Source organism: Ruegeria sp. AE3 (assembly GCF_056542225.1).
In genome coordinates, this window is record NZ_JBQFZL010000021.1 from 1 (window position 1) to 20,485 (window position 20,485).

Sequence of the window (20,485 nt, forward strand, 5' to 3'; positions counted from 1 at the left end):
GCGACGGCGGCGACTGGAGCTTCGAGTTCTACATGGAACAAAAACACGTCGGCTTCGCAACAGGAAAACACAATATCATGCAGCTGGGGAAGTGAACTCGGGCAATGGCTCTGGTACACAAACGTCGGTAAACACGAGGAGGAACTGTCATGGGAAAGATCGTACAAGCCGCGAAGATTACGCATGTGCCAAGTATCTGGATGTCCCATACGATGCCAAAATACAAAGGAATCCGGCAGTCTGCCATTGATGGTTATGCGCGCCTGCGCCAGGACGCGAAAGATCGCGGGGTCGAGACGTTCCTTGTGTTCGACACTCATTGGATCACCAATCAGGGGTTTCACCTGAATACCAAAGAGCACCATAAAGGCCGCTTCATTAGCCACGAACTGCCACATATGCTGGCGGATATGGAGTTTGATTATCGCGGGGATCACGCGTTGGGGGAAACCATCCTTGATGTTCTGCGCGAGCGCGGTGAGCGGGCACTTGGCCATTCGCACCCCGATATGGGCATGGAATATGGCACCCTTCTGCCTATGCATTTCATCAACGAAGGGGTGAATGCCCGCGTTTTGCCTGTTGCAGTCAACCAGTTCTCGTCGATCCAGGAAAACCGCATCTGGGGTGAGGCCATTGCCGAAGGTATCCGACGTTCCGACCGGAAGGTTTCCGTAATGGCATCCGGCTCACTCAGCCATGACTTTACGCCGAATGAACGCTCGGTCGAAGGGTTGAATGCGGTAAACGGCGAGTTCAACCGCCAGATGGATATGCACGTGCTGGAGATGTGGGAGCAGGGACGGTTTGAAGAGTTTCTTGAGATGCTTCCAGACTATGCAAAGAAATGTACAGGCGAATGCGCCATGAATGACACTGCTTTGCTGTTCGGAGCTCTGGGCTGGGGCAGCTACAAGGGTGAGGTCGACATCTACACCCCCTACTTCGGCAGCTCTGGCACAGGTCAGGCGAATGTCAGTTTTTCGGTCTGAAGGCAGAACCTGGGACCTTTTCAATTGAAAAATGCACACCTGTTCGGCTTTAGTCCACGAGCCGAACAGGTAAGGTCGGGGACTGGACGAATTGGTGCTCAGTTACAAAAGAAGGCTTGCGCATGGATTGGGACACGTTTTCGCATTGGGGTCAGCACATTTCGAAATGGGCGGCCGACTATCACAGAACTCTTGCCGAGCGCCCTGTTCGCGCACAGACCACACAAGGAGAAATCGCGGCCCAGCTAAAGGTATCGCCCCCCGATAGTGGCGAGCCGATGGAAGCCATCATGGCCGATTTCGAACAGATCGTGATGCCGGGTATTACTCATTGGCAACACCCCCGGTTCTTTGCCTATTTCCCGGCCAATGCAGCGCCCCCGTCGATGCTGGCTGAAATGCTGGTGACCACAATCGCGGCGCAATGCATGTTATGGCAGACCTCACCAGCTGCGACTGAAGTCGAAGGTGTCATGGTCGATTGGCTGCGGCAAGCGCTTGGATTGCCGGAAGGTATGACCGGAGTTATTCAGGACAGCGCATCATCAGCCACGTTGTCGGCTGTGTTGACAATGCGGGAACGGGCAACAGGGTTTACCGGCAACCGCGAAGGCCTGAACGCCAAGGGCGCGCTGCGCATTTACTGCTCAGATCAGGTGCATTCGTCGATTGATCGGGCTTGCTGGGTTGCGGGGATTGGTCAGGACAATCTGGTGAAACTGCCTACAGGTGGTCCGACCTTTGCGATTGATGCAGGGGCTCTTGACGCCGCAATTCAGGGTGACATCGCGGCTGGGTATGTGCCTGCCGGTATCATTGCAATTACGGGCGGTACCGGGGTTGGGGCCTGCGATGATCTGGTAGCGGTCGCTGAGATTGCGCAAAAATACGACCTCTACACACATCTAGACGCGGCCTGGGCGGGGTCGGCGATGATCTGCCCCGAGTTTCGTGAGGCCCTTTGGCCCGGGGCGGACCGTTACGACAGCATTGTCTTCAACCCCCATAAATGGATGGGTGCGCAGTTCGATTGCGCGATCCAGTTTCTGCGGGACGCCGCGCCACAGCTCAACACGCTTAAGATCGAACCGGAATACCTCAAGACCACTGGGGCAGAGGTGACGAATTATTCGGAATGGACCATCCCCCTGGGTCGTCGGTTCCGGGCATTGAAGATCTGGTTCTTGTTGCGATCATACGGTCTCGACGGGTTGCGGGACCGTATTCGCAACCATGTGCTCTGGGCCAATGAACTTGCAGAAAAGATCGGCGCGATGGAGGGGTTTGAGGTCACCACCGGCCCGATCCTGAGCCTGTTTTCCTTTCGCTGTCCTGGGGATGACGCTGCGCAGCAGCGGCTGGTGGATGCGCTGAATGACGATGGCCGAATTTACTTGACGCAAGGCATGTTCGATGGCCGCAAGATCATCCGCTTTCAGGTTGGGCAATTCGACACATCCCGCGATGACGTGCTGATGGCCGCGGATGTCATCCGCGATGTCTGGGAGAGCCTGCCGTGAAATTCGCAACGTTCAGTGCTGCAAGGGATACAGTCTTTCGCGCGGTTACCAAGGATGGTGCGATCACTCTGAATGATGATTTCCCCGAGTTTTCCAGCCTGTATGAGGTTATCGCTGCGGGTGAGTTTGGCAAAACTGGAGACTAAGAAAGCCAAAGCCGCACACTCTCGTTATGATTGAGGGACCACCGGAGGAATATCAAATGTCCAACCGGCTGGCGCCGCAAAGTATTTTCTGGAATTGAACAGATCAAGCATGACGGACGAAGAGGTAACGGCGGCGAAACGCAACTTCTTAGACGATTTGAAGATGCGCAAAAAGTAAGAAAGAAGGCCACGCGCTCGCTGCAGCCACGGTCCTTACCGGCGCGCCTCAGGATAGCCGACCAGTCTGGCCTGAGATTTCAGAATAACACACGTGACCAGCCCCAAGCGTGTTTTCCCCAAGCGGGCACGCCTATAGCTTTTGCACACCATGCATGGTCAGGGTGCTCACCAGATCGGCATAATCCTCGCGGGCTTTGGGGCCTGCGCCGGTGTTCCACATGTAATACCAGTTTAACATGCCAAAGACTGACATAGTCGCTCCCCGAAGCTTGTCCTTGGCTCCGTCAAAAGAACCGGGGGACAACTCCAGAAGTATGTCGCGTACAAAGTTCACCAGATCAAGCTGATAGCCCCGTAGCCTTTTTTGCTGTTCCTCGGTCAGTGCGCTCATGCCACTGATCTGAACCCGGTGCTCGTCATCTGCACCCTGATAGGCAAAAAGGATCTCGCGCACTGCTTTGCGCAGTTTCTGTTCGGGGCTAAGGCCGTCCAGATCAACATTGCAAATCCGGTCCCGCAACTCACGCAAGTACGTTTCAAGGATGTCATACAGGATGGCATCCTTGCTGTCATAGTAGTGGTATATGTTTGCTTTCGAGATCCCACATTCTTTGGCTAAAAGGGTCATCGAAGCACGGTCAAACCCCTGGTCGGCAAACACTTTTGCCGCCATCTTCAGGATCTGCTCTCGCTTTTGGTCGTGGTCTTTAGCAATTGTCCGGGCCACGGCTCAGTCCTTATCGCGATTGTCTACAACGCGCTTCGCCTTGCCCTGAGAGCGTTCGACGTCGCCGGGGTCCCCTACTACAATTTCGGTTGAAACGCCAACGACGTCCTTGATCCGCTTGGTCAGCATCCGAGCAGCGGCCGTTTTTGACAGCTCGTCGGTGGAATCGGGCGAGGATTCAACAAAGACCCGCATGGCGTCCATGCGACCGGATTTATAGAGCTCGATCTGGTAATAGGGGGCAAGACCGCCCGTTGCCATGACTTGTTCCTCGATCTGGCTGGGGAAGACGTTGACGCCGCGCAGGATCATCATGTCGTCGCTGCGACCGGTGATCTTTGCCATCCGGCGCATTGACCTTGCTGTCCCCGGCAGCAGGCACGTCAGATCACGTGTGCGGTAGCGGATCATCGGCAGCCCTTCTTTGGTCAGTGTCGTGAACACCAATTCTCCGGTTTCGCCATCGGGCAGGACTTCTCCGGTCGCCGGGTCGATGATTTCCGGCAGGAAATGATCCTCCCAGATTACAGGTCCGTCTTTTGTTTCAACGCATTCATTGGCGACTCCGGGGCCCATGATCTCGGACAGGCCATAGATATCGACGGCGTGCATGTCGAAGGCTGCCTCGACCTCGGCCCGCATCGCGTCAGTCCAGGGTTCGGCACCAAAAACGCCAACCTTCAGCGAGCTCTCACGTGGGTCGAGACCCGCCTTGTGGAACTGTTCAAGGATATTGAGCATGTAGGAGGGTGTAACCATGATCCCGTCAGGACGGAAATCGTTGATCAGATTGACCTGCTTTTCGGTTTGCCCGCCCGACATCGGGACGACAGTCGCGCCAAGGCGTTCGATCCCGTAATGGGCACCTAGCCCACCGGTGAACAGCCCATAGCCGTAGGCATTGTGCACCATGTCGCCCTTGCGCAGCCCAGACGCCCGAAGAGAGCGCGCGCCAAGGTCAGCCCAATTGTCGATGTCATTCTTTGTGTAACCGACCACTGTCGGTTTGCCTGTCGTGCCGGAGGACGCGTGCAGGCGAATTATCTCGCTGCGCGGGACCGCAAAAAGACCAAACGGATAGTTGTCGCGCAGGTCGTTTTTATACGTGAACGGAAACTTTGACAAATCCGAAAGCTGCTGAAGATCGTCGGGATGCACGCCAGCCTCGTCAAAGCGCTGCTTGTACATCGGAACGTTTTCATAGGCGTGACGCACGGACCATTTCAGGCGCTCAAGCTGCGTGGCGCGAATTTCGTCGATCGAGGCGATTTCGATCGGGTCCAGGTCCGCTTTGTTGGGGGTAAGGTCTTCCATCGCGTAACTCCTCCAGTCACGAAACTATTCTTGAAAATTCTGGCCGCCAACGGCGCGGGACATGCCGCGAAATTCAGCGATCAGAGTATTGTCTTGATTGATGACGCGGACGTCGTAGATACCGCTGCGACCGGACAGGTTCACTTCTGTCGCGGTAGCCGTCAGGCGGTCACCCTTCCGTCCTGGTGCGAGATAGCTGACCATTGTATGCTGTCCCACCGTTGCAACATTCCGGCTGTTGCAGGCAAAGGCAAAAGCGCTGTCGGCAAGAGCGTGCGTGACGCCGCCATGGCAAATACCGTGTCCGTTACAGTGATGCGGTGCAACAGTCAGTGACAGGACAGCGCGCCCTTCTTCGACCTCCACAAGCTCCATCCCGAACCATTTACTGGCTTCGTCATTGGCCCACATCGCTGCCGCGGATTTTTGGGCACGTTCTTTTGGGGTCATCATCATCTTCCCTGAAAATGCGGTGCGCGTTTTTCGAGGAAACTGGACACGCCTTCTGCGTAATCGGCACTTTCCCCACAGGTTTTCATCGCGTCCGCTTCAATTTCAAGCTGATCGGACAAGGATGTGGTGGCTGCTGTTTGAATGCACTGCTTGGTCAGGCCCAACCCAAGGGTGGCGCCGTTGGCGAGTTGCGTGGCAAGAGCGCGTGCTTCGGTCATCAGCTGATCATCGGGCAACGCCTTCCAGATCAGCCCCCATTCTTCGGCCTGTTTGGCGGTTAGGGGCATTGCTGTCAGGGCCAGCCCCTTAGCGCGCGCTTCGCCCAACAATCGGGGCAGGTGCCAGCTGCCGCCTGTGTCCGGAATCAACCCGACCTTGGAAAAGCTTTGAATGAACTTTGCGCTTTCCCCGGCCAGAACCATGTCGCAGGCCAGTGCAAGGTTTGCGCCCGCGCCTGCGGCCACGCCGTTTACGGCACAAACGACCGGGAAATTCAAAGACCGGATCAGTCGAACCAGAGGGGCATAGAAAGTGCGTACAGTTTTGCCCAGATCAGGCGGGCCATCCATTTTCGAGGGATCGCGGTCTCCAAGGTCCTGACCCGCACAAAAACCGCGCCCTGCGCCGGTCAGCAAAATCGCGCGGGAACCATTTTCGCGCGCGCTCTTCAGCGCGCCCTGAAGGGCAAGATGCATCTCCTCATTGAACGAGTTCAGCTTGTCGGGGCGGTTCAGGGTTATTTCAACCCAGTTTCCGTGATCATGTACAAGGATCGGATTGCTCATGCCTGTCTCATCTGTTTTCGTGACAACTTAATCATTGCATTAACCGAACGGTTGGTCAATATATAAACCCGAACCGAATCTGGACTGATCAAAGGGATTGCCAATGTCGCAGCCGTCGCTGGTGAGTGTTGACTTTAAGGGCGACGTGGCCTGGGTCACGGTCGACAACCCGCCGGTGAACGCAACCTCGACGGGCGTTCGGCAGGGTCTGGCCGCCGCGGTCGATGCAGTTCAGAAAGCTCGGGTTGCCGTCCTGTGCTGCGCCGGTCGGACATTTATCGCGGGCGGTGACATGTCCGAGTTTGATGCGGCTCCGGTTGAGCCGCATTTGCCTGATGTTGTTCAGAAAATCGAAGACAGTAATGTGCCGTTTATCGCCTGTATGCACGGCAACGTGTTAGGTGGCGGGTTTGAAATTGCCATGGCCTGCGCGTGGCGGATCGCAGCGCCGGGCACCAGCTTTGGGTTGCCGGAAGTCAATGTGGGCCTCATCCCGGGGGCAGGGGGCACGCAGCGATTGCCGCGCCTTGTTGGAATGGAAGCAGCGATCGACATCGCCTGTTCGGGAAAAACCCTGAAAGCCGAGGAAATGGCCAATCTCGGCGGAATTGACCTGATTGCCGATAACCCAACGGCAGCTGTTCTGGACTTTGTCGCCAACCTGCCAAAGCGCCCGGCACCTGTCAGTCAAAGGCCGGTCGGCGAATTCGCGTCTGACCTTCTGGAGACGAGCCGTCAGGCTTTGATAAAACGCGCCAGGGGTCAGCAATCACCGCTGGAAAACCTGACCGCGCTCAGCTGGTCGTCCGAACCCTTTGCTGCCGCACAGCCGAAAGAGCGTGCGCGCCATCTGGCTCTGCGTCAAAACTCTGAAAGCCGCGCCTTGCGGTACGCCTTTTTTGCCGAGCGCAAGGTGGCCAGACCTTCCATGATTGCCGGAGTTACTCCGCGCGATATCAGCCGGATCGCAGTTGTCGGTGGCGGGTTGATGGGCGCAGGGATCGCCACCGCTGCCCTGAGTGGCGGGCTGTCTGTTACTTTGATTGAAAGAGATTTGGATGCAGCTGCCGCCGCCCGTAGCCGGGTTGAGGGGCTGCTACAGAGGGCGGTCAAGCGGGGTAAGATGTCCGAAGCACAGCTGCGGGAACGCCTTGCTGCGTTTCGAGCTGTGGACAGCTACTCCGAAGCTGCGAACGCTCAGCTGGCGATCGAGGCTGTGTTTGAAGACTTGTCAGTCAAGCAACAGGTTTTTGCAGAATTGGCCCGCCATATGCAGCGTGACGCGATTCTGGCCACGAACACGTCTTACCTGAGCCCAGTCGATATCTTCGCGGGTATCGAAAATCAATCGCGGTGTATTGGCCTGCATTTCTTCAGCCCTGCCCATGTTATGAAGCTGGTGGAAGTCGTGCATACGCCGCAAACTTCGCCCGAAGTTGTCGCCACCGGGTTTGCGCTTGGAAAAAGGCTACGCAAGGTTTCTGTGCTGTCGGGCATCTGTGATGGTTTTATCGGCAACCGGATGTTGGCTGCGTATCGGCGCGAGGCCGATTATTTACTGGCAGATGGGGCGTTGCCTTATCAGGTAGATCAGGCAATGCGAGCTTTCGGGATGCCCATGGGGCCCTACGAGCTGCAAGATCTGACCGGCCTCCAAATCGCCTGGGCCAACCGAAAACGTAATGCAGCAACCCGCGACCCGAACGAACGTTATGTGACGATTGCTGACCAGCTTTGCGAGATGGGTCGTCTTGGCCAACGCACGGGCAAAGGATGGTATCGCTATGAAGACGGTACTCGCGAACCAATCCGTGATCCCGAAGTGGACGCGTTGATCGAGTCCTACTCGGCTGATCAGGGCATAACGCGGCGGGCATACGCACAGGACGAAATCGTGTCGCGCATTTTAGCGGTGTTGGACAACGAGGGCGCGTTGATCATTCAGCAGGGGATCGCCGAGTCCGCGGAAGCCGTCGATATGGTTCAAATTCACGGCTACGGCTTTCCGCGCTGGCGCGGCGGTCCGATAAACTACTGCAAGGAAATCGGTGCCAGAACGACGCAGGCAATGATGGAAACCGTAGCCAAGGAAAGCCCCGGTTCATGGCGCGTCGCGGGCTGTCTTCGAGACAATTAACAAGTTGATGGTTACAAAAGTGACCATTAACGCATTCTTGACTCATGTTTCACAGGGAGGAGACAGAACTATGAAATTCACAAGGTTGAGCACACTTCTTGCCTCAGCTGCACTGGCCGTTTCAGGTACAGTGGCGCTTGCGGCAGACTATACGCTGACCATTTCCAGCTGGGCCCCGCCGACCCATGGCATCAATGCCAAGATGTGGCCGAAATTCGTCGAGATGATCGAAGAGGCCACCGATGGTCAGGTCACCGCCGAGCTGAAGCTGGGCCTTGCCCCGCCCCCCGCGCAGATGGACCTGATCATGGATGGCGCCGCTGATGCCTCGATCATTTTCCACGGCTATCAGCCGGGCCGGTTTGTCACCACCAAGATGATCGAACTACCCGGATATGAAGGCTCGGCCGAGGCTGCGTCGGTCGCATATTGGCGCGCATATGACACACATTTGAAGGCGGCAGATGAACACCGTGGTGTGAAAGTGATCGCTTTGCACACACATGGTCCGGCTCAGCTGCATTCCAGCAGCCCGGTGACGTCGCTGGACGAAGTCTCGGGCCTCAAGGTTCGCATCCCCGGCGGTGTTGGCGGTGACGTGGGCACGGCGTTGGGTGCAACCGGTATCCAGGTTCCTGCACCGAAAGTGTATGAAACCCTGGCTTCCAAAGCCGCAGATGGCGTCGTCATGCCCTTTGAATCCCGCAAAGGTTTCAAGCTGACGGAAGTGGCCCAGAACGTCTATGAGGTCCCTGGCGGCCTATATCGCGGTTCGTTTGCCTTTATCATGAACGAGGACACCTTTGCTGACCTGCCCGCCGATCTGCAGGCAGCGCTGGAAGAAAACGTTTTCGGTGAACCGCTGAGCCGCGAAATTGGCAAGATCTGGGATGAGATCGATGCGATCGGCCGGGAAGAGACCGAAGGCACCGAAGGTAACGCAATCCATGCCGCATCCGCTGAAGATCTGGAAAAGTTCAATGCGATTGCCGCGGATGTACGCGCCAAGGTTATCGACGAAGTCAGTGGCACAGGCATCGACGCCCAGGCAGCCTACGACATGATCGTAAATGAAATGGCTGCGCAATAACGCAGTCGGGCTGGCGGACGCGATCCGCCAGCCGATTTCACCCGCTGGGGACCCGTTATGCAATCTCTCGTGACCTTTGCGCGTCGCGTCAGTATCGTGCCAACGCTGCTGGCCTGTGCCGCGCTATTCATCCTGATGGTGATGACATTCTTTGATGTCATCCTGCGCTCTGTCTTCAACGCCCCGATCGAGGCGGCGACAGAGCTGACCCGGATCCTGATGGCCATCCTCGTGTTCTCGGTCTTGCCGATGATCTCAGCAGGGAAGGGCCAAATCGCTGTGGACTTGACGGATGGGCTGTTTTCTCGCCTGCGGTTAAGCCGGGTGCGCGATGGGATCGTGTATCTGGTGTCCGGCGTCATGTTGATCTGGCCGATCCAACGTGTCTGGCTACTTGCCGAGCGCGCGCGGGATTACGGGGACGTCACGGAATACCTTTCGATCCCTGTCTTCTATGTAGGCTGGTTCATCTCGGGGTTCATAGCGATCACCGCTGTTGCAATGGTCATCACCGGCTTTTTGCACTTTCTTGCCCCCCATACCTTGTCGGAGCACCACCAATGACCGCTGCCCTGATCGGTTTTGTTCTTGTTCTTGTTCTTGTGCTGGTGCGCTTACCTATCGTGTTTGCAATGGGATTGGTCGGAACGCTTGGGTTTGCCTATGAACGCGGTGGCAGCATCCTGTCAGAGCGTGGGCTGAAAGCCGCGATGTCGATGGTGGGTCGTCAAATCACCGACACGGCGCAGGATTACGGCCTGTCGGTCGTCCCGCTGTTTATCCTTATGGGCTTGTTCGTGAATAAAGGTGGTCTTGCGCGCGAGCTTTACGCAGTTTCAAATGCTTTTCTGGGTCATTTCAGGGGCGGTATCGCCATGGCGACGGTTGCGGCATGCGGAGGTTTTTCGGCCATTTGCGGCTCGTCTCTGGCAACGGCGGCCACCATGTCCAAGGTCGCAATGCCGGAAATGCGCCGCTATGGCTATTCCGACGAGCTGTCGACGGCATCGATTGCAGCGGGCGGTACGCTTGGTATCCTTATTCCGCCTTCGGTGATCCTGGTCATCTACGGGCTGCTGACCGAAACCTCGATTGGAAAACTTTTCGTTGCGGGTATCATTCCCGGTCTGCTTGGCATCCTGTTCTACCTGCTCGCCGTCCGCTGGACCGTCGCACGCAAGCCCGAGTCGGGACCGGCGGGTGAACGTCACGGCTGGGCCGAGCGTCTGTCGGCGGTGCGCTCAGTCTGGGCCGTATTGCTGCTGTTCTTTCTGGTGATTGGCGGATTGTACGGTGCATTCGATTTTCATCCACTGAACCTGACCTTCAGCCCGACCGAGGCGGCAGGCATGGGCGCAATGGGCGCTTTCCTGATCGCGCTGTCACGAGGCGGGCTTACTTTGGGGTCGACTTTTGAGGTGCTGAAGGAAACCACCTATACCGCCGCGGCATTGTTTTCCGTTCTGATCGGGGCACAGATCTTTTCGAATTTCATCAACCTTGCCGGTCTGCCTGAAGCGCTCATCGCGTTGGTTACGGCCTATGACGTTGAACCTTTTGTGGTGATCCTGATGATCCTTGGAATCTACATCATTTTGGGTTGCGTCTTTGAATCCCTGTCGATGCTGCTGCTGACGGTGCCGATCTTCTTCCCGTTGGTCACATCGTTGGGGTATGACCCGATCTGGTTTGGTATTGTTGTGGTTGTGGTGACTGAAATCAGCCTGATCACTCCTCCCGTCGGCTTGAATGTCTTTATTCTGAAAGGTGTGGTCGGGGATGTATCAACCGGAACAATCTTCAAGGGTGTCACTCCGTTCTGGGTGGCGGATATCTTCCGGCTGGCCCTGATCGTTCTGGTGCCGTGGTTGGTGTTGGTTCTGCCTGAACAAATGGGGGCGATGGGGCACTGATGTTCTCTCTGACCGCGCTTCCTGACGGGTATCACACTGATCCCTATCCTGCCTACGCCGCGCTGCGCGAGGATACGCCCGTCTGCTGGCAGCCTGACGGATCGGTTATTCTGTCTCGGTACGAGGATCTGGACCTTATTTACCGGGACATCACGCGGTTCATATCGGACAAGAAAGCGGTATTTGGTCCAAAATACGGGGTCGACAGCCCCTTGTATGAACACCACACCACCAGTCTGGTGTTTAATGACCCGCCGCTGCATACCCGTGTTCGCAAGGTAATGGTCGGCGCGATGAACCCACGCGCGTTGGCGCAAATGGAACCGGGTCTGATCCAGCTTGTCGATGGGCTGCTGGACGAGATGCAGGTCAAGGGCAATGTCGAACTGATCGAGGATTTTGCCGGGGCAATCCCGATTGAGATCATCGGCAATCTGCTGGGTATACCACGATCCGAACGCGGGCCATTGCGCGATTGGTCTCTGGCCATTCTTGGTGCTTTGGAGCCGCAATTGACGCCAGAGCAGGAAGAGCGGGGTAACCGCTCGGTCTCGGACTTCAAGGACTTCCTGCGGCATATCATCGTGGATCGCCGCGCCAACCCCGGAGATCCGGCAACGGATGTCCTCACCCGGCTGATCCAGGACGATACAGATGGTGGCCTGACCGAGGTAGAGCTGTTTCAGAACTGCATATTCATCCTGAATGCGGGGCATGAGACGACAACGAACCTGATCGGCAACGCATTGGAGCTGTTGGACCGGCACCGCGACAAGCGGGCGGAGTTGCTGGCCGACCCGAGCCTGATCGTTCCGGCTGTCGACGAGTTTCTGCGGCTGGAAAGCCCGAACCAGTTCGGCAATCGCCTGACCACCGTTGATGTAACGTTCCACGGTCAAACCATTCCGGCTGGTACCGATGTTCATCTGTGTATCGGTGCGGCCAACCGCGATCCACGGCAGTTTGACCGGCCCGACGAGATGATCTTGGACAGACGCCCCAACAAGCATCACGCCTTTGCCGGAGGGCCCCATACCTGCGTCGGCCTGACCCTCGCGCGTCTGGAGGGCCGGGTGGCCGTCGGCCGGTTTCTGACCCGTTTTCCAGACTATCGCATCACCGACGGTGCCGAGCGGGGCGGGCGTATCCGGTTTCGGGGATTTGAACGATTACCCGCGCGGGTCTGAGAAACCCGGCTTGGGAAAATTGCTTGGTAATTTATTGACCGACCGTACGGTTTAAAATATGATTTCGCGAGACCGGCCTATGGCAGCGCGGGGATCGCGACTAAGACGAGGAGACGCTCATGACTATCCAACAGATTTCCAGCTTTGCAGCCGGTGAGTGGGTTTCGCCCGGCGAGGGTGCCCGCGCAATAACAAGCGCTGTGACCGGCGAGGTTATTGCCACAGCGGGTAACAGCGCGTTGGATGTCCAGGGGATGTTGGACTATGCGCGCAATGTCGGAGGGCCGGCACTGCGCAAAATGACGTTCCATGAACGCGCCAAAATGCTCAAGGCGCTGTCCGTCCATTTGGGCCGACACAAGCAGGTCATGTATGATTTGTCTTTCAACACCGGTGCGACGCAATCGGATCATATGATTGATATCGACGGCGGCATCGGAACGATGTTTGTCTTTGCCGCAAAAGGCCGTCGTGAAATGCCGGACGGTCATGTCTATCTGGATGGCGATGTTGAGCAGCTTTCGCGCAACGGTACTTTCCTGGGGCAGCACATCTGCACCCCGCTACAAGGCGTGGCAATTCACATCAACGCGTTCAATTTTCCGGTTTGGGGGATGCTGGAAAAGCTTGCCCCAACCCTTCTGGCGGGCGTTCCGGCGATTGTAAAACCCGCCACGAGCTCGTGTTATGTGACCGAGCTGTGTGTTCGGTTGATGCTTGAGTCCGGCATCTTGCCAGCGGGTGCATTGCAGTTGGTCTCGGGTGGTTTGGGTGACATGCTGGACCGTCTGACCATGCAGGACGTGGTCAGCTTTACCGGATCCGCCGATACAGCCCTGAAACTGCGCTCCAACCCGGTGATCCTTGAGAACTCGGTACGGTTTGTTGCGGAACAGGACAGCCTGAACTGTTCGATCCTTGGCCCCGATGCCGCGCCGGGCACGCCGGAATTTGACCTCTTCGTGAAGGAAGTCCAGCGCGAGATGACCACGAAGGCAGGGCAGAAATGCACCGCAATCCGCCGGATCATCGCGCCCGAACCGCAGGTACAGGCGGTAATTGACGCGCTGTCGACGCGACTGGCGAAAACGGTCATCGGTGACCCAAAGCTGGAAACCACCCGTATGGGTGCGTTGGTTTCGAACGGTCAGAAGCGTGATGTTCTGGAGAAGACCGCTATCCTTGGGCAAGAGGCCGAGCGTGTCTTCGGCAACCCCGATGATTTTGTGGTTGAGGGCGCTGATGCCGAAAAGGGTGCGTTCCTACCACCCATGCTCTTCCATTGCGCCAATCCTGACGCGGCGCAACGTGTGCACGATACCGAAGCCTTTGGTCCGGTCAGCACTGTGATGGGGTATCGCGATCTTGACCATGCCATTGAGCTGGCGAACCGGGGGCAGGGCTCTCTTGTGGCGTCAGTAATCACCCATGATCCAGAAGTGGCGCGACAGGTTGCCATGGGATCAGGGGCTTATCACGGGCGTCTGTATTTCAACAACCGTGACTCGATGAAGGAATCCACCGGTCATGGTTCCCCTCTGCCGCACATGGTTCATGGAGGTCCGGGACGCGCCGGTGGCGGCGAAGAAATGGGCGGGGTACGGGGTGTGAAACACTATATGCAGCGCACCGCTATTCAGGGATCGCCCGATCTGCTGACAGCGATTGGACGAAAATGGGTGCCTGGCGCGACCGAAGTCGAAGGCCCTGCTCATCCCTTTACCCGCCGGTTTCACGATTTGTCGATTGGCGAGACCCTTCACACGGCGCCAAGAACTATCACCATGGAGGACATTGAACACTTCGCCGACTTCACCGGTGATACCTTCTATGCGCACATGGATCAGGCAGCGGCGGAACGTAACCCGTTCTTCCCGGGCATGGTTGCACATGGGTACTTGCTGTTGTCTTTCGCAGCCGGATTGTTCGTCGAACCGAACGAGGGGCCGGTTTTGGCAAATACCGGTCTTGACGGGCTGCGTTTCATGAAACCGGTCGAGGCTGGTGACACCATCAAGGTTCGTTTGACGGTCAAGCACAAGACCAAGCGCAATGACGACTACGGCGAGGTTCGCTGGCACGTTACCCTGACGCAGCAAGACGATGAGCTGGTCGCAGAATACGAGTTACTGACCATGGTTGCCTACTAGGCACAAGTGCAGGTGCGCAGGGGCTGGATGGCAATTCCCTCCGGCCCGATTATACTGTGCTTATGAAAGATACGGCCCCAGAATGGTTCGAAACCTGCGTCAGCCAGTTGACCACAACTGGCACGCAACGTGTGTGGTCTGTTTTGGTCACGATTTTCGGTGATCTGGCCCAGAGCGGGTCTGACCAGGTTAGTGGCGCGCTGATCACAGCGCTGACCAACCTTGCAGGGATCAAGGCCGAAGCCACGCGTGTTGCGCTGCACAGGCTGCGCAAGGAAGGCTGGATCGAAAGTACGCGGGTCGGGCGAAACAGCGTTCACAGACTGACCGAATTTGGCCGTAGTCAAAGCGCCGCCGCCGCCCCGCGCATCTATTCCCGCGAGACGAATACACCAGAAACTTGGCATGTGCTTATCGCCAACAGTTCAGACAGTTCGCGAAAAGAGTTAGCGGATCTGATGCTGACCGGAGATTATATTTCGGTTAACCCCACAACAGCCATGTCTGCAGGCCCCACCCCCGAGAACCTTGAAGAACTGCTGGGTGTTGAAAGCAGCGCCATTTCGGTTCCAGGCTGGCTGCGCGACCTTTGTGGCCCTGAACAGCTCAAGTCTGCCTATGATCAGTTCTTGCACTCCCTTCAGAGCACCGAGCAACTGTTGCCTGTCGATGGCGTCGATGATCCGTTGAAAATAGCGGTGCTGCGCGTATTGATTGTGCATGGGTGGCGTCGTTTGGTTCTACGCCATCCATCCCTGCCTCCGGCCTTTTTGCCTGTTGGTTGGAAAGGCGCGGAATGTCGAGTGGCTGTGTCCCGACTGCTGGGACAATTGCCCAAACCGAATCTTGCCACGCTGGAATCTGCGGTGGGTGGTTAACTCGTTTTTTGCCGAGCCCGGGATGGCGCTTTTGCGGGCTGGAAGGCGGATGTGAAAGAAGCGTCATTTAATGTTACAGAAAACTGATAGAGACGATTACATGGTAACATAAAGCTTGCGCCGAATCGATTGAGCATTTATTAACCGACCAGACGGTTAATGCTCGTGTTCCAACAGGAGACGCAATTGATGGACGCTTTCATCTGCGACGCAACCCGCACCCCGATTGGGCGGTATGGTGGTGCGCTTTCATCGGTTCGCACGGATGATCTGGCGGCTATCCCGCTGGCGGCCCTGATGGCGCGCAACCCGCAAGTCGACTGGACCAGTGTGGATGACGTCATTTATGGCGATGCCAATCAGGCAGGAGAGAGCAATCGCAACGTTGCCCGGATGGCGTCCCTGCTGGCCGGATTGCCGACGGACGTACCTGGAACAACGATAAACCGCTTGTGTGCCAGTGGCATGGATGCCGTCGGAATGGCGGCGCGTGGCATCAAGGCAGGCGATTATGATCTTTCAGTTGCGGGTGGCGTGGAAAGCATGTCGCGCGCACCGTTTGTAATGCCCAAAGCGACGTCGGCGTTTACGCGCAGCAATGCGGTTTACGACACGACGATTGGCTGGCGCTTTGTGAACCCAAGGCTACAGCAGCAGTATGGTGTCGATTCCATGCCGCAAACGGCTGACAATGTGGCCGAAGATTATGGGATCAGCCGTGAAGACCAGGACGCCTTTGCCGAGCGCAGCCAGGCACGATGGGCTGCGGCGCACGCGGCAGGCGTGTTCCAAGAAGAAATCACGCCGGTTTCAATTCCACAGCGCAAGGGCGATCCGATTGTTGTCGATACGGATGAACATCCGCGCCCGGGAACCACAGCGGAAAAACTCTCGGGCCTCAAGGGTGTGAACGGGCCGGACAAAACTGTGACTGCAGGGAATGCCTCGGGCGTGAATGATGGTGCAGCCGCGATCCTGATGGCGAATGAAGCGACAGCGACAAAGAACGGCCTGACCCCGATTGCCCGTGTGGTTGGCATGTCCGTCGCGGGTGTCGAGCCTCGGGTCATGGGTATTGGTCCGGTTCCTGCCAGCCGAAAGGTTTTGGCGCGCGCCGGGCTGAGCATCGACCAGATGGATGTGATCGAGTTGAACGAAGCTTTCGCGTCGCAAGGTTTGGCAACGCTGCGAGAGTTGGGTCTGCCCGATGACGCTGCCCATGTGAACCCGAATGGCGGCGCAATCGCCCTTGGCCATCCATTGGGGATGAGCGGCGCCCGACTTGTGTTGACCGCAGCGTACCAACTGAAACGCACCAAAGGGCGCTATGCGCTTTGCACAATGTGCGTCGGTGTCGGGCAAGGCGCTGCACTTATTCTTGAACGCGTGTAACGGAGGAGGCGGGACATGTATGCCCAGATGGTAGAATCCGAGGCGTCTAACGATGATCCTGAAAAGCTTGCTGAATTTCAGGCGCGGATCGACGCGGATATCAAGATCGAACCCAAGGACTGGATGCCTAAGGGGTATCGCAAAACGCTGATCCGCCAGATCGGACAGCACGCGCATTCCGAGATCGTCGGACAATTGCCCGAAGGGAACTGGATCACGCGTGCACCGACGCTGCAACGCAAGGCAATCCTTCTAGCCAAGGTGCAGGATGAAGCCGGCCATGGGCTCTACCTGTATTGTGCGGCCGAAACACTGGGTGTCAGCCGTGATGAGATCACCGAGATGCTGCTGGACGGTCGCATGAAATACTCGTCGATCTTCAATTACCCGACGCTGAACTGGGCGGATATCGGCGCCGTCGGATGGCTGGTCGATGGGGCTGCCATCATGAATCAGGTGCCGCTGCAAAGAACGTCTTACGGGCCGTACTCACGCGCCATGATCCGCATCTGCAAGGAAGAAAGCTTCCATCAGCGCCAAGGCTATGACGCGATCCGCAAGATGGCCGAAGGCACGCCCGAGCAGCGCAAGATGGCGCAGGACGCGATGAACCGCTTCTGGTACCCGTCGCTGATGATGTTTGGGCCGTCCGACAAGGATTCCGTCCACTCCGCGCAGTCGATGGCCTGGAAGATCAAGATCAACACCAATGATGAGCTGCGCCAGAAATTCGTCGACCAGACCGTCCCACAGGCCGAATATCTGGGTCTGACAATCCCCGACCCGAACCTGAAGTGGAACGAGGAGCGCGGGCATTACGATTTCTCAGAGCCGGATTGGTCGGAATTCTTCGATGTGATCAAGGGCAACGGCCCCTGCAACGTCGACCGTCTGGCGGCGCGCAACAAGGCCTGGGATGACGGCAAATGGGTGCGTGACGGGCTGTTGGCCCACGCGCGCAAGAAACAGGCCGGCAATCTGGCCGCCGAATAAGCTTACCCTGAGGAGGAAACCCGATGAATACCGAATGGCCCCTGTGGGAAATCTTCATCCGCGGTCAACATGGGATGAGCCACCGACATGTCGGCTCGCTGCATGCCCCGGACGCGGAAATGGCGATCAAGAATGCACGCGACGTCTATACCCGCCGCAACGAAGGCGTGTCGATTTGGGTGGTAGAAGCCAACAACATCTCGGCCTCGTCGCCCAGCGACAAAGGCCCGTTGTATGAGCCCAGCGAAAGCAAAGTGTACCGCCACCCGACATTTTTCGACATCCCCGAAGAAGTGGGGGCGATGTGATGACCCGCGACGAAGCGTTTCAGCAGTTCCTGCTGCGGATGGGCGACAATACCCTGATCCTGGGCCATCGCGTCAGCGAATGGTGCGGCCACGCGCCAGTGTTGGAGGAGGATATTGCACTGGCCAACACGGCGCTGGACCTGATTGGACAGACCCAGATGTGGCTTGGCCTTGCCGGAGAGATAGGTGGCGGCAAAAGCGCCGATGATCTGGCATTTCTGCGCGACGCGTGGGATTTCCGCAATGTGTTGCTGGTCGAGGTCCCGAACGGTGATTTCGGTCGCACCTTGATGCGCCAATTCCTGTTCGATGCCTGGCATTCGGTCATGCTCGGCCGTCTTCTGACATCCTCTGACGATCGTGTCGCCGCGATTGCTGCCAAAGCCAGCAAGGAAGTCGCCTATCATCTGGAGCGTTCGGCAGAAACGGTCGTAGGTCTGGGTGATGGAACAGAAGAAAGCCACACCCGGATGCAGGCAGCGCTGGATTACCTCTGGCCATATGTAGGCGAGATGTTTGTCAGCGATGACATCGACGCGCAGATGGTTGCTACCGGGATCGCGCCGAACCCGGCCGATCTGCGCGAAGAATATGATGCGCTGGTCAAACGGGTTCTGGCCAAGGCGACATTGACCCTTCCGGAAAGCCGATTTGCCCATAAAGGCGGGCGTGACGGGCGCATGCATACGGAACATCTGGGGCACCTTTTGACGCAGATGCAGTGGTTGCAGCGCGCATATCCCGGTGCAAGCTGGTAACATGTGATGCAACGCCACTCGACCGACCAGATCTGGGACTGGCTGGATGCCGTACCGGATCCCGAGATTCCGGTAATCTCGGTTGTCGATCTCGGGATCGTACGCGATGTGCGTTGGGATGCCGAAACGCTGCTCGTGACGGTGACGCCAACCTATTCGGGCTGTCCGGCAACATCCGTCATCAGCATGGATATCGAAACCGCGTTGCACGATCACGGTATCAAAGACGTGCGGATCGAAACCTGCATCTCACCAGCCTGGACAACCGATTGGCTGAGCGAAAAAGGCCGCGCCAAGCTGGAAGAGTTTGGCATCGCCCCGCCACAACCGGCGGGCGGGCCAGAGCGCTGCCCGCATTGCGGCAGTAAAGCGGTTGAAAAGGTCAGCCAGTTCGGCTCGACCCCGTGCAAGGCCCATTGGCGCTGTACCGACTGCCTGGAACCCTTTGACTATTTCAAGTGCATCTGAGGAGGAGCACCGGATGGCACGTTTTCATGACCTGAAAGTCACCGACATCCACAAAACCATCCGCGATGCGGTTGTCGTGACGCTTGAGCCTGTCAACGGCGCGGCGGATCAGTTCGATTTCACCGCAGGCCAATACCTGACGTTTCGCCGCGACTTTGACGGAGAAGAACTGCGTCGGTCCTACTCCATTTGTGCGGGCAAGGATGACGGGGTACTGCAAGTCGGGATCAAACGTGTCGAGGGCGGCGCATTCTCCAGTTGGGCCAATTCCGAGCTTAACGTCGGGGACGTTGTGCAGGCGATGCCACCGATGGGCAGCTTTCACACTCCGATCGATGCTGATGCGGAAAAGCAGTATCTCGGTTTCGCTGGCGGCTCTGGCATCACGCCGGTTCTGTCGATCCTGAAGACAACCCTGACCCGCGAACCCAAGTCCCGCTTTACGCTGATCTACGCCAACAAGGGCATCAACACGATCATGTTCCGCGAAGAGCTGGAAGATCTGAAAAACCTCTATATGGGCCGCCTGAACGTAATCCATATTCTTGAGGCGGATGCACAGGAGATCGACCTGTTCACCGGTCTGGTGACGCAGGAAAAATGCGCCGACTTGTTCAAACACTGGGTCGATATTCAGAACGTGGACACAGCCTTTATCTGCGGTCCCGAGCCAATGATGCTGGGGATTGCTGCAGCGCTGCGCGCGCATGGTCTTGACGACAGGCAGATCAAGTTTGAACTCTTTGCCAGCGCTCAGCCGGGCCGGGCCAAACGCAAGGAAGGTGCGGCAGATGCGGGCACGCAGGCGAACCAAACCAGCGCATCGATCACTCTTGATGGGTCCACTCAGACGATAACTCTGCCCAAGGACAAATCCATTCTGGACGCTGCCTTGGAAAACGCCATGGACGCCCCTTACGCCTGCAAGGCTGGTGTCTGTTCAACCTGCCGCTGCCGCGTTCTGGAAGGCGAAGTTGAGATGCTCGCCAATCACGCGCTTGAGGATTACGAGGTTGAAAAAGGCTATGTACTGAGCTGTCAGGCCTATCCGGTCACCGACCGCGTGGTCGTGGACTACGACCAGTAAATGGAGA

At 57.3% G+C, this 20,485-nt stretch carries 20 protein-coding genes; 16 read left to right on the forward strand and 4 right to left on the reverse strand.

Features of this window, described 5'->3' with window-relative positions; translation table 11 throughout:
• The first annotated feature begins 149 nt into the window (after nucleotides 1–149).
• The 3 genes from hpaD (at nucleotide 150) to ACR0NZ_RS19430 (ending at nucleotide 2,658) form a co-directional block, all read left to right on the forward strand.
• Nucleotides 150–992 (forward strand): 3,4-dihydroxyphenylacetate 2,3-dioxygenase, encoded by an 843-nt coding sequence (hpaD, locus tag ACR0NZ_RS19420; protein WP_480521219.1) that lies wholly within the window; start codon nucleotides 150–152, stop codon nucleotides 990–992.
• Nucleotides 993–1,114: 122 nt separating this feature from the next.
• A complete protein-coding gene (locus ACR0NZ_RS19425) occupies nucleotides 1,115–2,512 on the forward strand; it encodes a pyridoxal phosphate-dependent decarboxylase family protein (RefSeq protein ID WP_480521221.1) in 1,398 nt (465 codons plus the stop codon).
• Nucleotides 2,509–2,658, forward strand: a complete 150-nt coding sequence (locus ACR0NZ_RS19430) for a hypothetical protein (protein ID WP_480521223.1) — start codon at nucleotides 2,509–2,511, stop codon at nucleotides 2,656–2,658. Before ACR0NZ_RS19425 ends, ACR0NZ_RS19430 begins: the two co-directional genes overlap by 4 nt.
• A gap of 310 nt (nucleotides 2,659–2,968) precedes the next feature.
• Here ACR0NZ_RS19430 and ACR0NZ_RS19435 read toward each other — a convergent pair whose 3' ends face one another.
• Genes ACR0NZ_RS19435 through paaG form a run of 4 tightly spaced genes read right to left on the reverse strand, consistent with a single transcriptional unit; the run spans nucleotide 2,969 to nucleotide 6,117 of the window.
• Complete coding sequence (locus ACR0NZ_RS19435) at nucleotides 2,969–3,565, reverse strand: TetR/AcrR family transcriptional regulator (RefSeq protein WP_480478162.1); 597 nt, start codon at nucleotides 3,563–3,565, stop codon at nucleotides 2,969–2,971.
• 3 nt (nucleotides 3,566–3,568) lie between these two features.
• Complete coding sequence (gene paaK, locus ACR0NZ_RS19440; protein WP_480478164.1) at nucleotides 3,569–4,879, reverse strand: phenylacetate--CoA ligase PaaK; 1,311 nt, start codon at nucleotides 4,877–4,879, stop codon at nucleotides 3,569–3,571.
• Between the two features lie 24 nt (nucleotides 4,880–4,903).
• Nucleotides 4,904–5,329 (reverse strand): hydroxyphenylacetyl-CoA thioesterase PaaI, encoded by a 426-nt coding sequence (gene paaI, locus ACR0NZ_RS19445; RefSeq protein WP_480476971.1) that lies wholly within the window; start codon nucleotides 5,327–5,329, stop codon nucleotides 4,904–4,906.
• Nucleotides 5,330–5,331: 2 nt separating this feature from the next.
• Nucleotides 5,332–6,117: a 2-(1,2-epoxy-1,2-dihydrophenyl)acetyl-CoA isomerase PaaG gene (gene paaG, locus ACR0NZ_RS19450; protein WP_480521225.1), complete on the reverse strand. Its 786-nt coding sequence runs from the start codon at nucleotides 6,115–6,117 to the stop codon at nucleotides 5,332–5,334.
• 103 nt (nucleotides 6,118–6,220) lie between these two features.
• On the opposite strand from paaG, the gene ACR0NZ_RS19455 reads away from it, so the two are divergent.
• The 13 genes from ACR0NZ_RS19455 (at nucleotide 6,221) to ACR0NZ_RS19515 (ending at nucleotide 20,478) form a co-directional block, all read left to right on the forward strand.
• Nucleotides 6,221–8,254, forward strand: a complete 2,034-nt coding sequence (locus ACR0NZ_RS19455; RefSeq protein WP_480521227.1) for an FAD-dependent oxidoreductase — start codon at nucleotides 6,221–6,223, stop codon at nucleotides 8,252–8,254.
• Nucleotides 8,255–8,324: 70 nt separating this feature from the next.
• A complete protein-coding gene (locus ACR0NZ_RS19460) occupies nucleotides 8,325–9,344 on the forward strand; it encodes a TRAP transporter substrate-binding protein (RefSeq protein ID WP_480521230.1) in 1,020 nt (339 codons plus the stop codon).
• Nucleotides 9,345–9,401: 57 nt separating this feature from the next.
• Nucleotides 9,402–9,908, forward strand: coding sequence for a TRAP transporter small permease (locus tag ACR0NZ_RS19465; protein ID WP_480521232.1), 507 nt, complete (start codon nucleotides 9,402–9,404; stop codon nucleotides 9,906–9,908).
• Nucleotides 9,905–11,257 (forward strand): TRAP transporter large permease, encoded by a 1,353-nt coding sequence (locus ACR0NZ_RS19470; RefSeq protein WP_480478172.1) that lies wholly within the window; start codon nucleotides 9,905–9,907, stop codon nucleotides 11,255–11,257. Before ACR0NZ_RS19465 ends, ACR0NZ_RS19470 begins: the two co-directional genes overlap by 4 nt.
• On the forward strand, nucleotides 11,257–12,444 hold the full coding sequence (locus ACR0NZ_RS19475; RefSeq protein ID WP_480521234.1) for a cytochrome P450: 1,188 nt from the start codon (nucleotides 11,257–11,259) through the stop codon (nucleotides 12,442–12,444). Before ACR0NZ_RS19470 ends, ACR0NZ_RS19475 begins: the two co-directional genes overlap by 1 nt.
• Nucleotides 12,445–12,563: 119 nt before the next feature.
• Entirely contained in the window at nucleotides 12,564–14,594 is a 2,031-nt protein-coding gene (gene paaZ / locus ACR0NZ_RS19480; protein ID WP_480521236.1) for a phenylacetic acid degradation bifunctional protein PaaZ, read from the forward strand.
• A gap of 62 nt (nucleotides 14,595–14,656) precedes the next feature.
• Nucleotides 14,657–15,472: a PaaX family transcriptional regulator C-terminal domain-containing protein gene (locus ACR0NZ_RS19485; protein ID WP_480521238.1), complete on the forward strand. Its 816-nt coding sequence runs from the start codon at nucleotides 14,657–14,659 to the stop codon at nucleotides 15,470–15,472.
• A 189-nt stretch (nucleotides 15,473–15,661) separates the two neighbouring features.
• Complete coding sequence (gene pcaF / locus ACR0NZ_RS19490; protein WP_480476983.1) at nucleotides 15,662–16,864, forward strand: 3-oxoadipyl-CoA thiolase; 1,203 nt, start codon at nucleotides 15,662–15,664, stop codon at nucleotides 16,862–16,864.
• A 15-nt stretch (nucleotides 16,865–16,879) separates the two neighbouring features.
• Nucleotides 16,880–17,857 carry a 1,2-phenylacetyl-CoA epoxidase subunit PaaA gene (paaA, locus tag ACR0NZ_RS19495; protein WP_480521240.1) on the forward strand — a complete coding sequence of 326 codons (978 nt, stop codon included), beginning with the start codon at nucleotides 16,880–16,882 and terminating at the stop codon, nucleotides 17,855–17,857.
• A gap of 23 nt (nucleotides 17,858–17,880) precedes the next feature.
• The gene (gene paaB / locus ACR0NZ_RS19500) at nucleotides 17,881–18,165 is read left to right on the forward strand and encodes a 1,2-phenylacetyl-CoA epoxidase subunit PaaB (RefSeq protein ID WP_209507558.1); all 285 of its coding nucleotides are present in this window, start codon (nucleotides 17,881–17,883) and stop codon (nucleotides 18,163–18,165) included.
• Nucleotides 18,165–18,923: a 1,2-phenylacetyl-CoA epoxidase subunit PaaC gene (paaC, locus tag ACR0NZ_RS19505; protein ID WP_480521242.1), complete on the forward strand. Its 759-nt coding sequence runs from the start codon at nucleotides 18,165–18,167 to the stop codon at nucleotides 18,921–18,923. Before paaB ends, paaC begins: the two co-directional genes overlap by 1 nt.
• Before the next feature lie 6 nt (nucleotides 18,924–18,929).
• Nucleotides 18,930–19,391, forward strand: coding sequence for a 1,2-phenylacetyl-CoA epoxidase subunit PaaD (paaD, locus tag ACR0NZ_RS19510; protein WP_480521244.1), 462 nt, complete (start codon nucleotides 18,930–18,932; stop codon nucleotides 19,389–19,391).
• Nucleotides 19,392–19,404: 13 nt separating this feature from the next.
• Complete coding sequence (locus tag ACR0NZ_RS19515) at nucleotides 19,405–20,478, forward strand: 2Fe-2S iron-sulfur cluster-binding protein (RefSeq protein ID WP_480521246.1); 1,074 nt, start codon at nucleotides 19,405–19,407, stop codon at nucleotides 20,476–20,478.
• The last annotated feature ends 7 nt before the right edge of the window (nucleotides 20,479–20,485 follow it).

Bases quoted from the DNA above. Each gene is read 5' to 3' on its own strand.
- ACR0NZ_RS19515 (WP_480521246.1), top strand. From the start codon at position 19,405: ATGGCACGTTTTCATGACCTGAAAGTCACCGACATCCACAAAACCATC.
- ACR0NZ_RS19475 (WP_480521234.1), top strand. From the start codon at position 11,257: ATGTTCTCTCTGACCGCGCTTCCTGACGGGTATCACACTGATCCCTAT.
- ACR0NZ_RS19485 (WP_480521238.1), top strand. From the start codon at position 14,657: ATGAAAGATACGGCCCCAGAATGGTTCGAAACCTGCGTCAGCCAGTTG.
- paaD (WP_480521244.1), top strand. From the start codon at position 18,930: ATGCAACGCCACTCGACCGACCAGATCTGGGACTGGCTGGATGCCGTA.
- paaG (WP_480521225.1), bottom strand. From the start codon at position 6,117: ATGAGCAATCCGATCCTTGTACATGATCACGGAAACTGGGTTGAAATA.
- ACR0NZ_RS19465 (WP_480521232.1), top strand. From the start codon at position 9,402: ATGCAATCTCTCGTGACCTTTGCGCGTCGCGTCAGTATCGTGCCAACG.
- paaZ (WP_480521236.1), top strand. From the start codon at position 12,564: ATGACTATCCAACAGATTTCCAGCTTTGCAGCCGGTGAGTGGGTTTCG.
- paaK (WP_480478164.1), bottom strand. From the start codon at position 4,879: ATGGAAGACCTTACCCCCAACAAAGCGGACCTGGACCCGATCGAAATC.
- paaB (WP_209507558.1), top strand. From the start codon at position 17,881: ATGAATACCGAATGGCCCCTGTGGGAAATCTTCATCCGCGGTCAACAT.
- hpaD (WP_480521219.1), top strand. From the start codon at position 150: ATGGGAAAGATCGTACAAGCCGCGAAGATTACGCATGTGCCAAGTATC.
- paaI (WP_480476971.1), bottom strand. From the start codon at position 5,329: ATGACCCCAAAAGAACGTGCCCAAAAATCCGCGGCAGCGATGTGGGCC.
- ACR0NZ_RS19455 (WP_480521227.1), top strand. From the start codon at position 6,221: ATGTCGCAGCCGTCGCTGGTGAGTGTTGACTTTAAGGGCGACGTGGCC.
- paaC (WP_480521242.1), top strand. From the start codon at position 18,165: ATGACCCGCGACGAAGCGTTTCAGCAGTTCCTGCTGCGGATGGGCGAC.
- ACR0NZ_RS19470 (WP_480478172.1), top strand. From the start codon at position 9,905: ATGACCGCTGCCCTGATCGGTTTTGTTCTTGTTCTTGTTCTTGTGCTG.
- ACR0NZ_RS19425 (WP_480521221.1), top strand. From the start codon at position 1,115: ATGGATTGGGACACGTTTTCGCATTGGGGTCAGCACATTTCGAAATGG.
- paaA (WP_480521240.1), top strand. From the start codon at position 16,880: ATGTATGCCCAGATGGTAGAATCCGAGGCGTCTAACGATGATCCTGAA.
- pcaF (WP_480476983.1), top strand. From the start codon at position 15,662: ATGGACGCTTTCATCTGCGACGCAACCCGCACCCCGATTGGGCGGTAT.
- ACR0NZ_RS19460 (WP_480521230.1), top strand. From the start codon at position 8,325: ATGAAATTCACAAGGTTGAGCACACTTCTTGCCTCAGCTGCACTGGCC.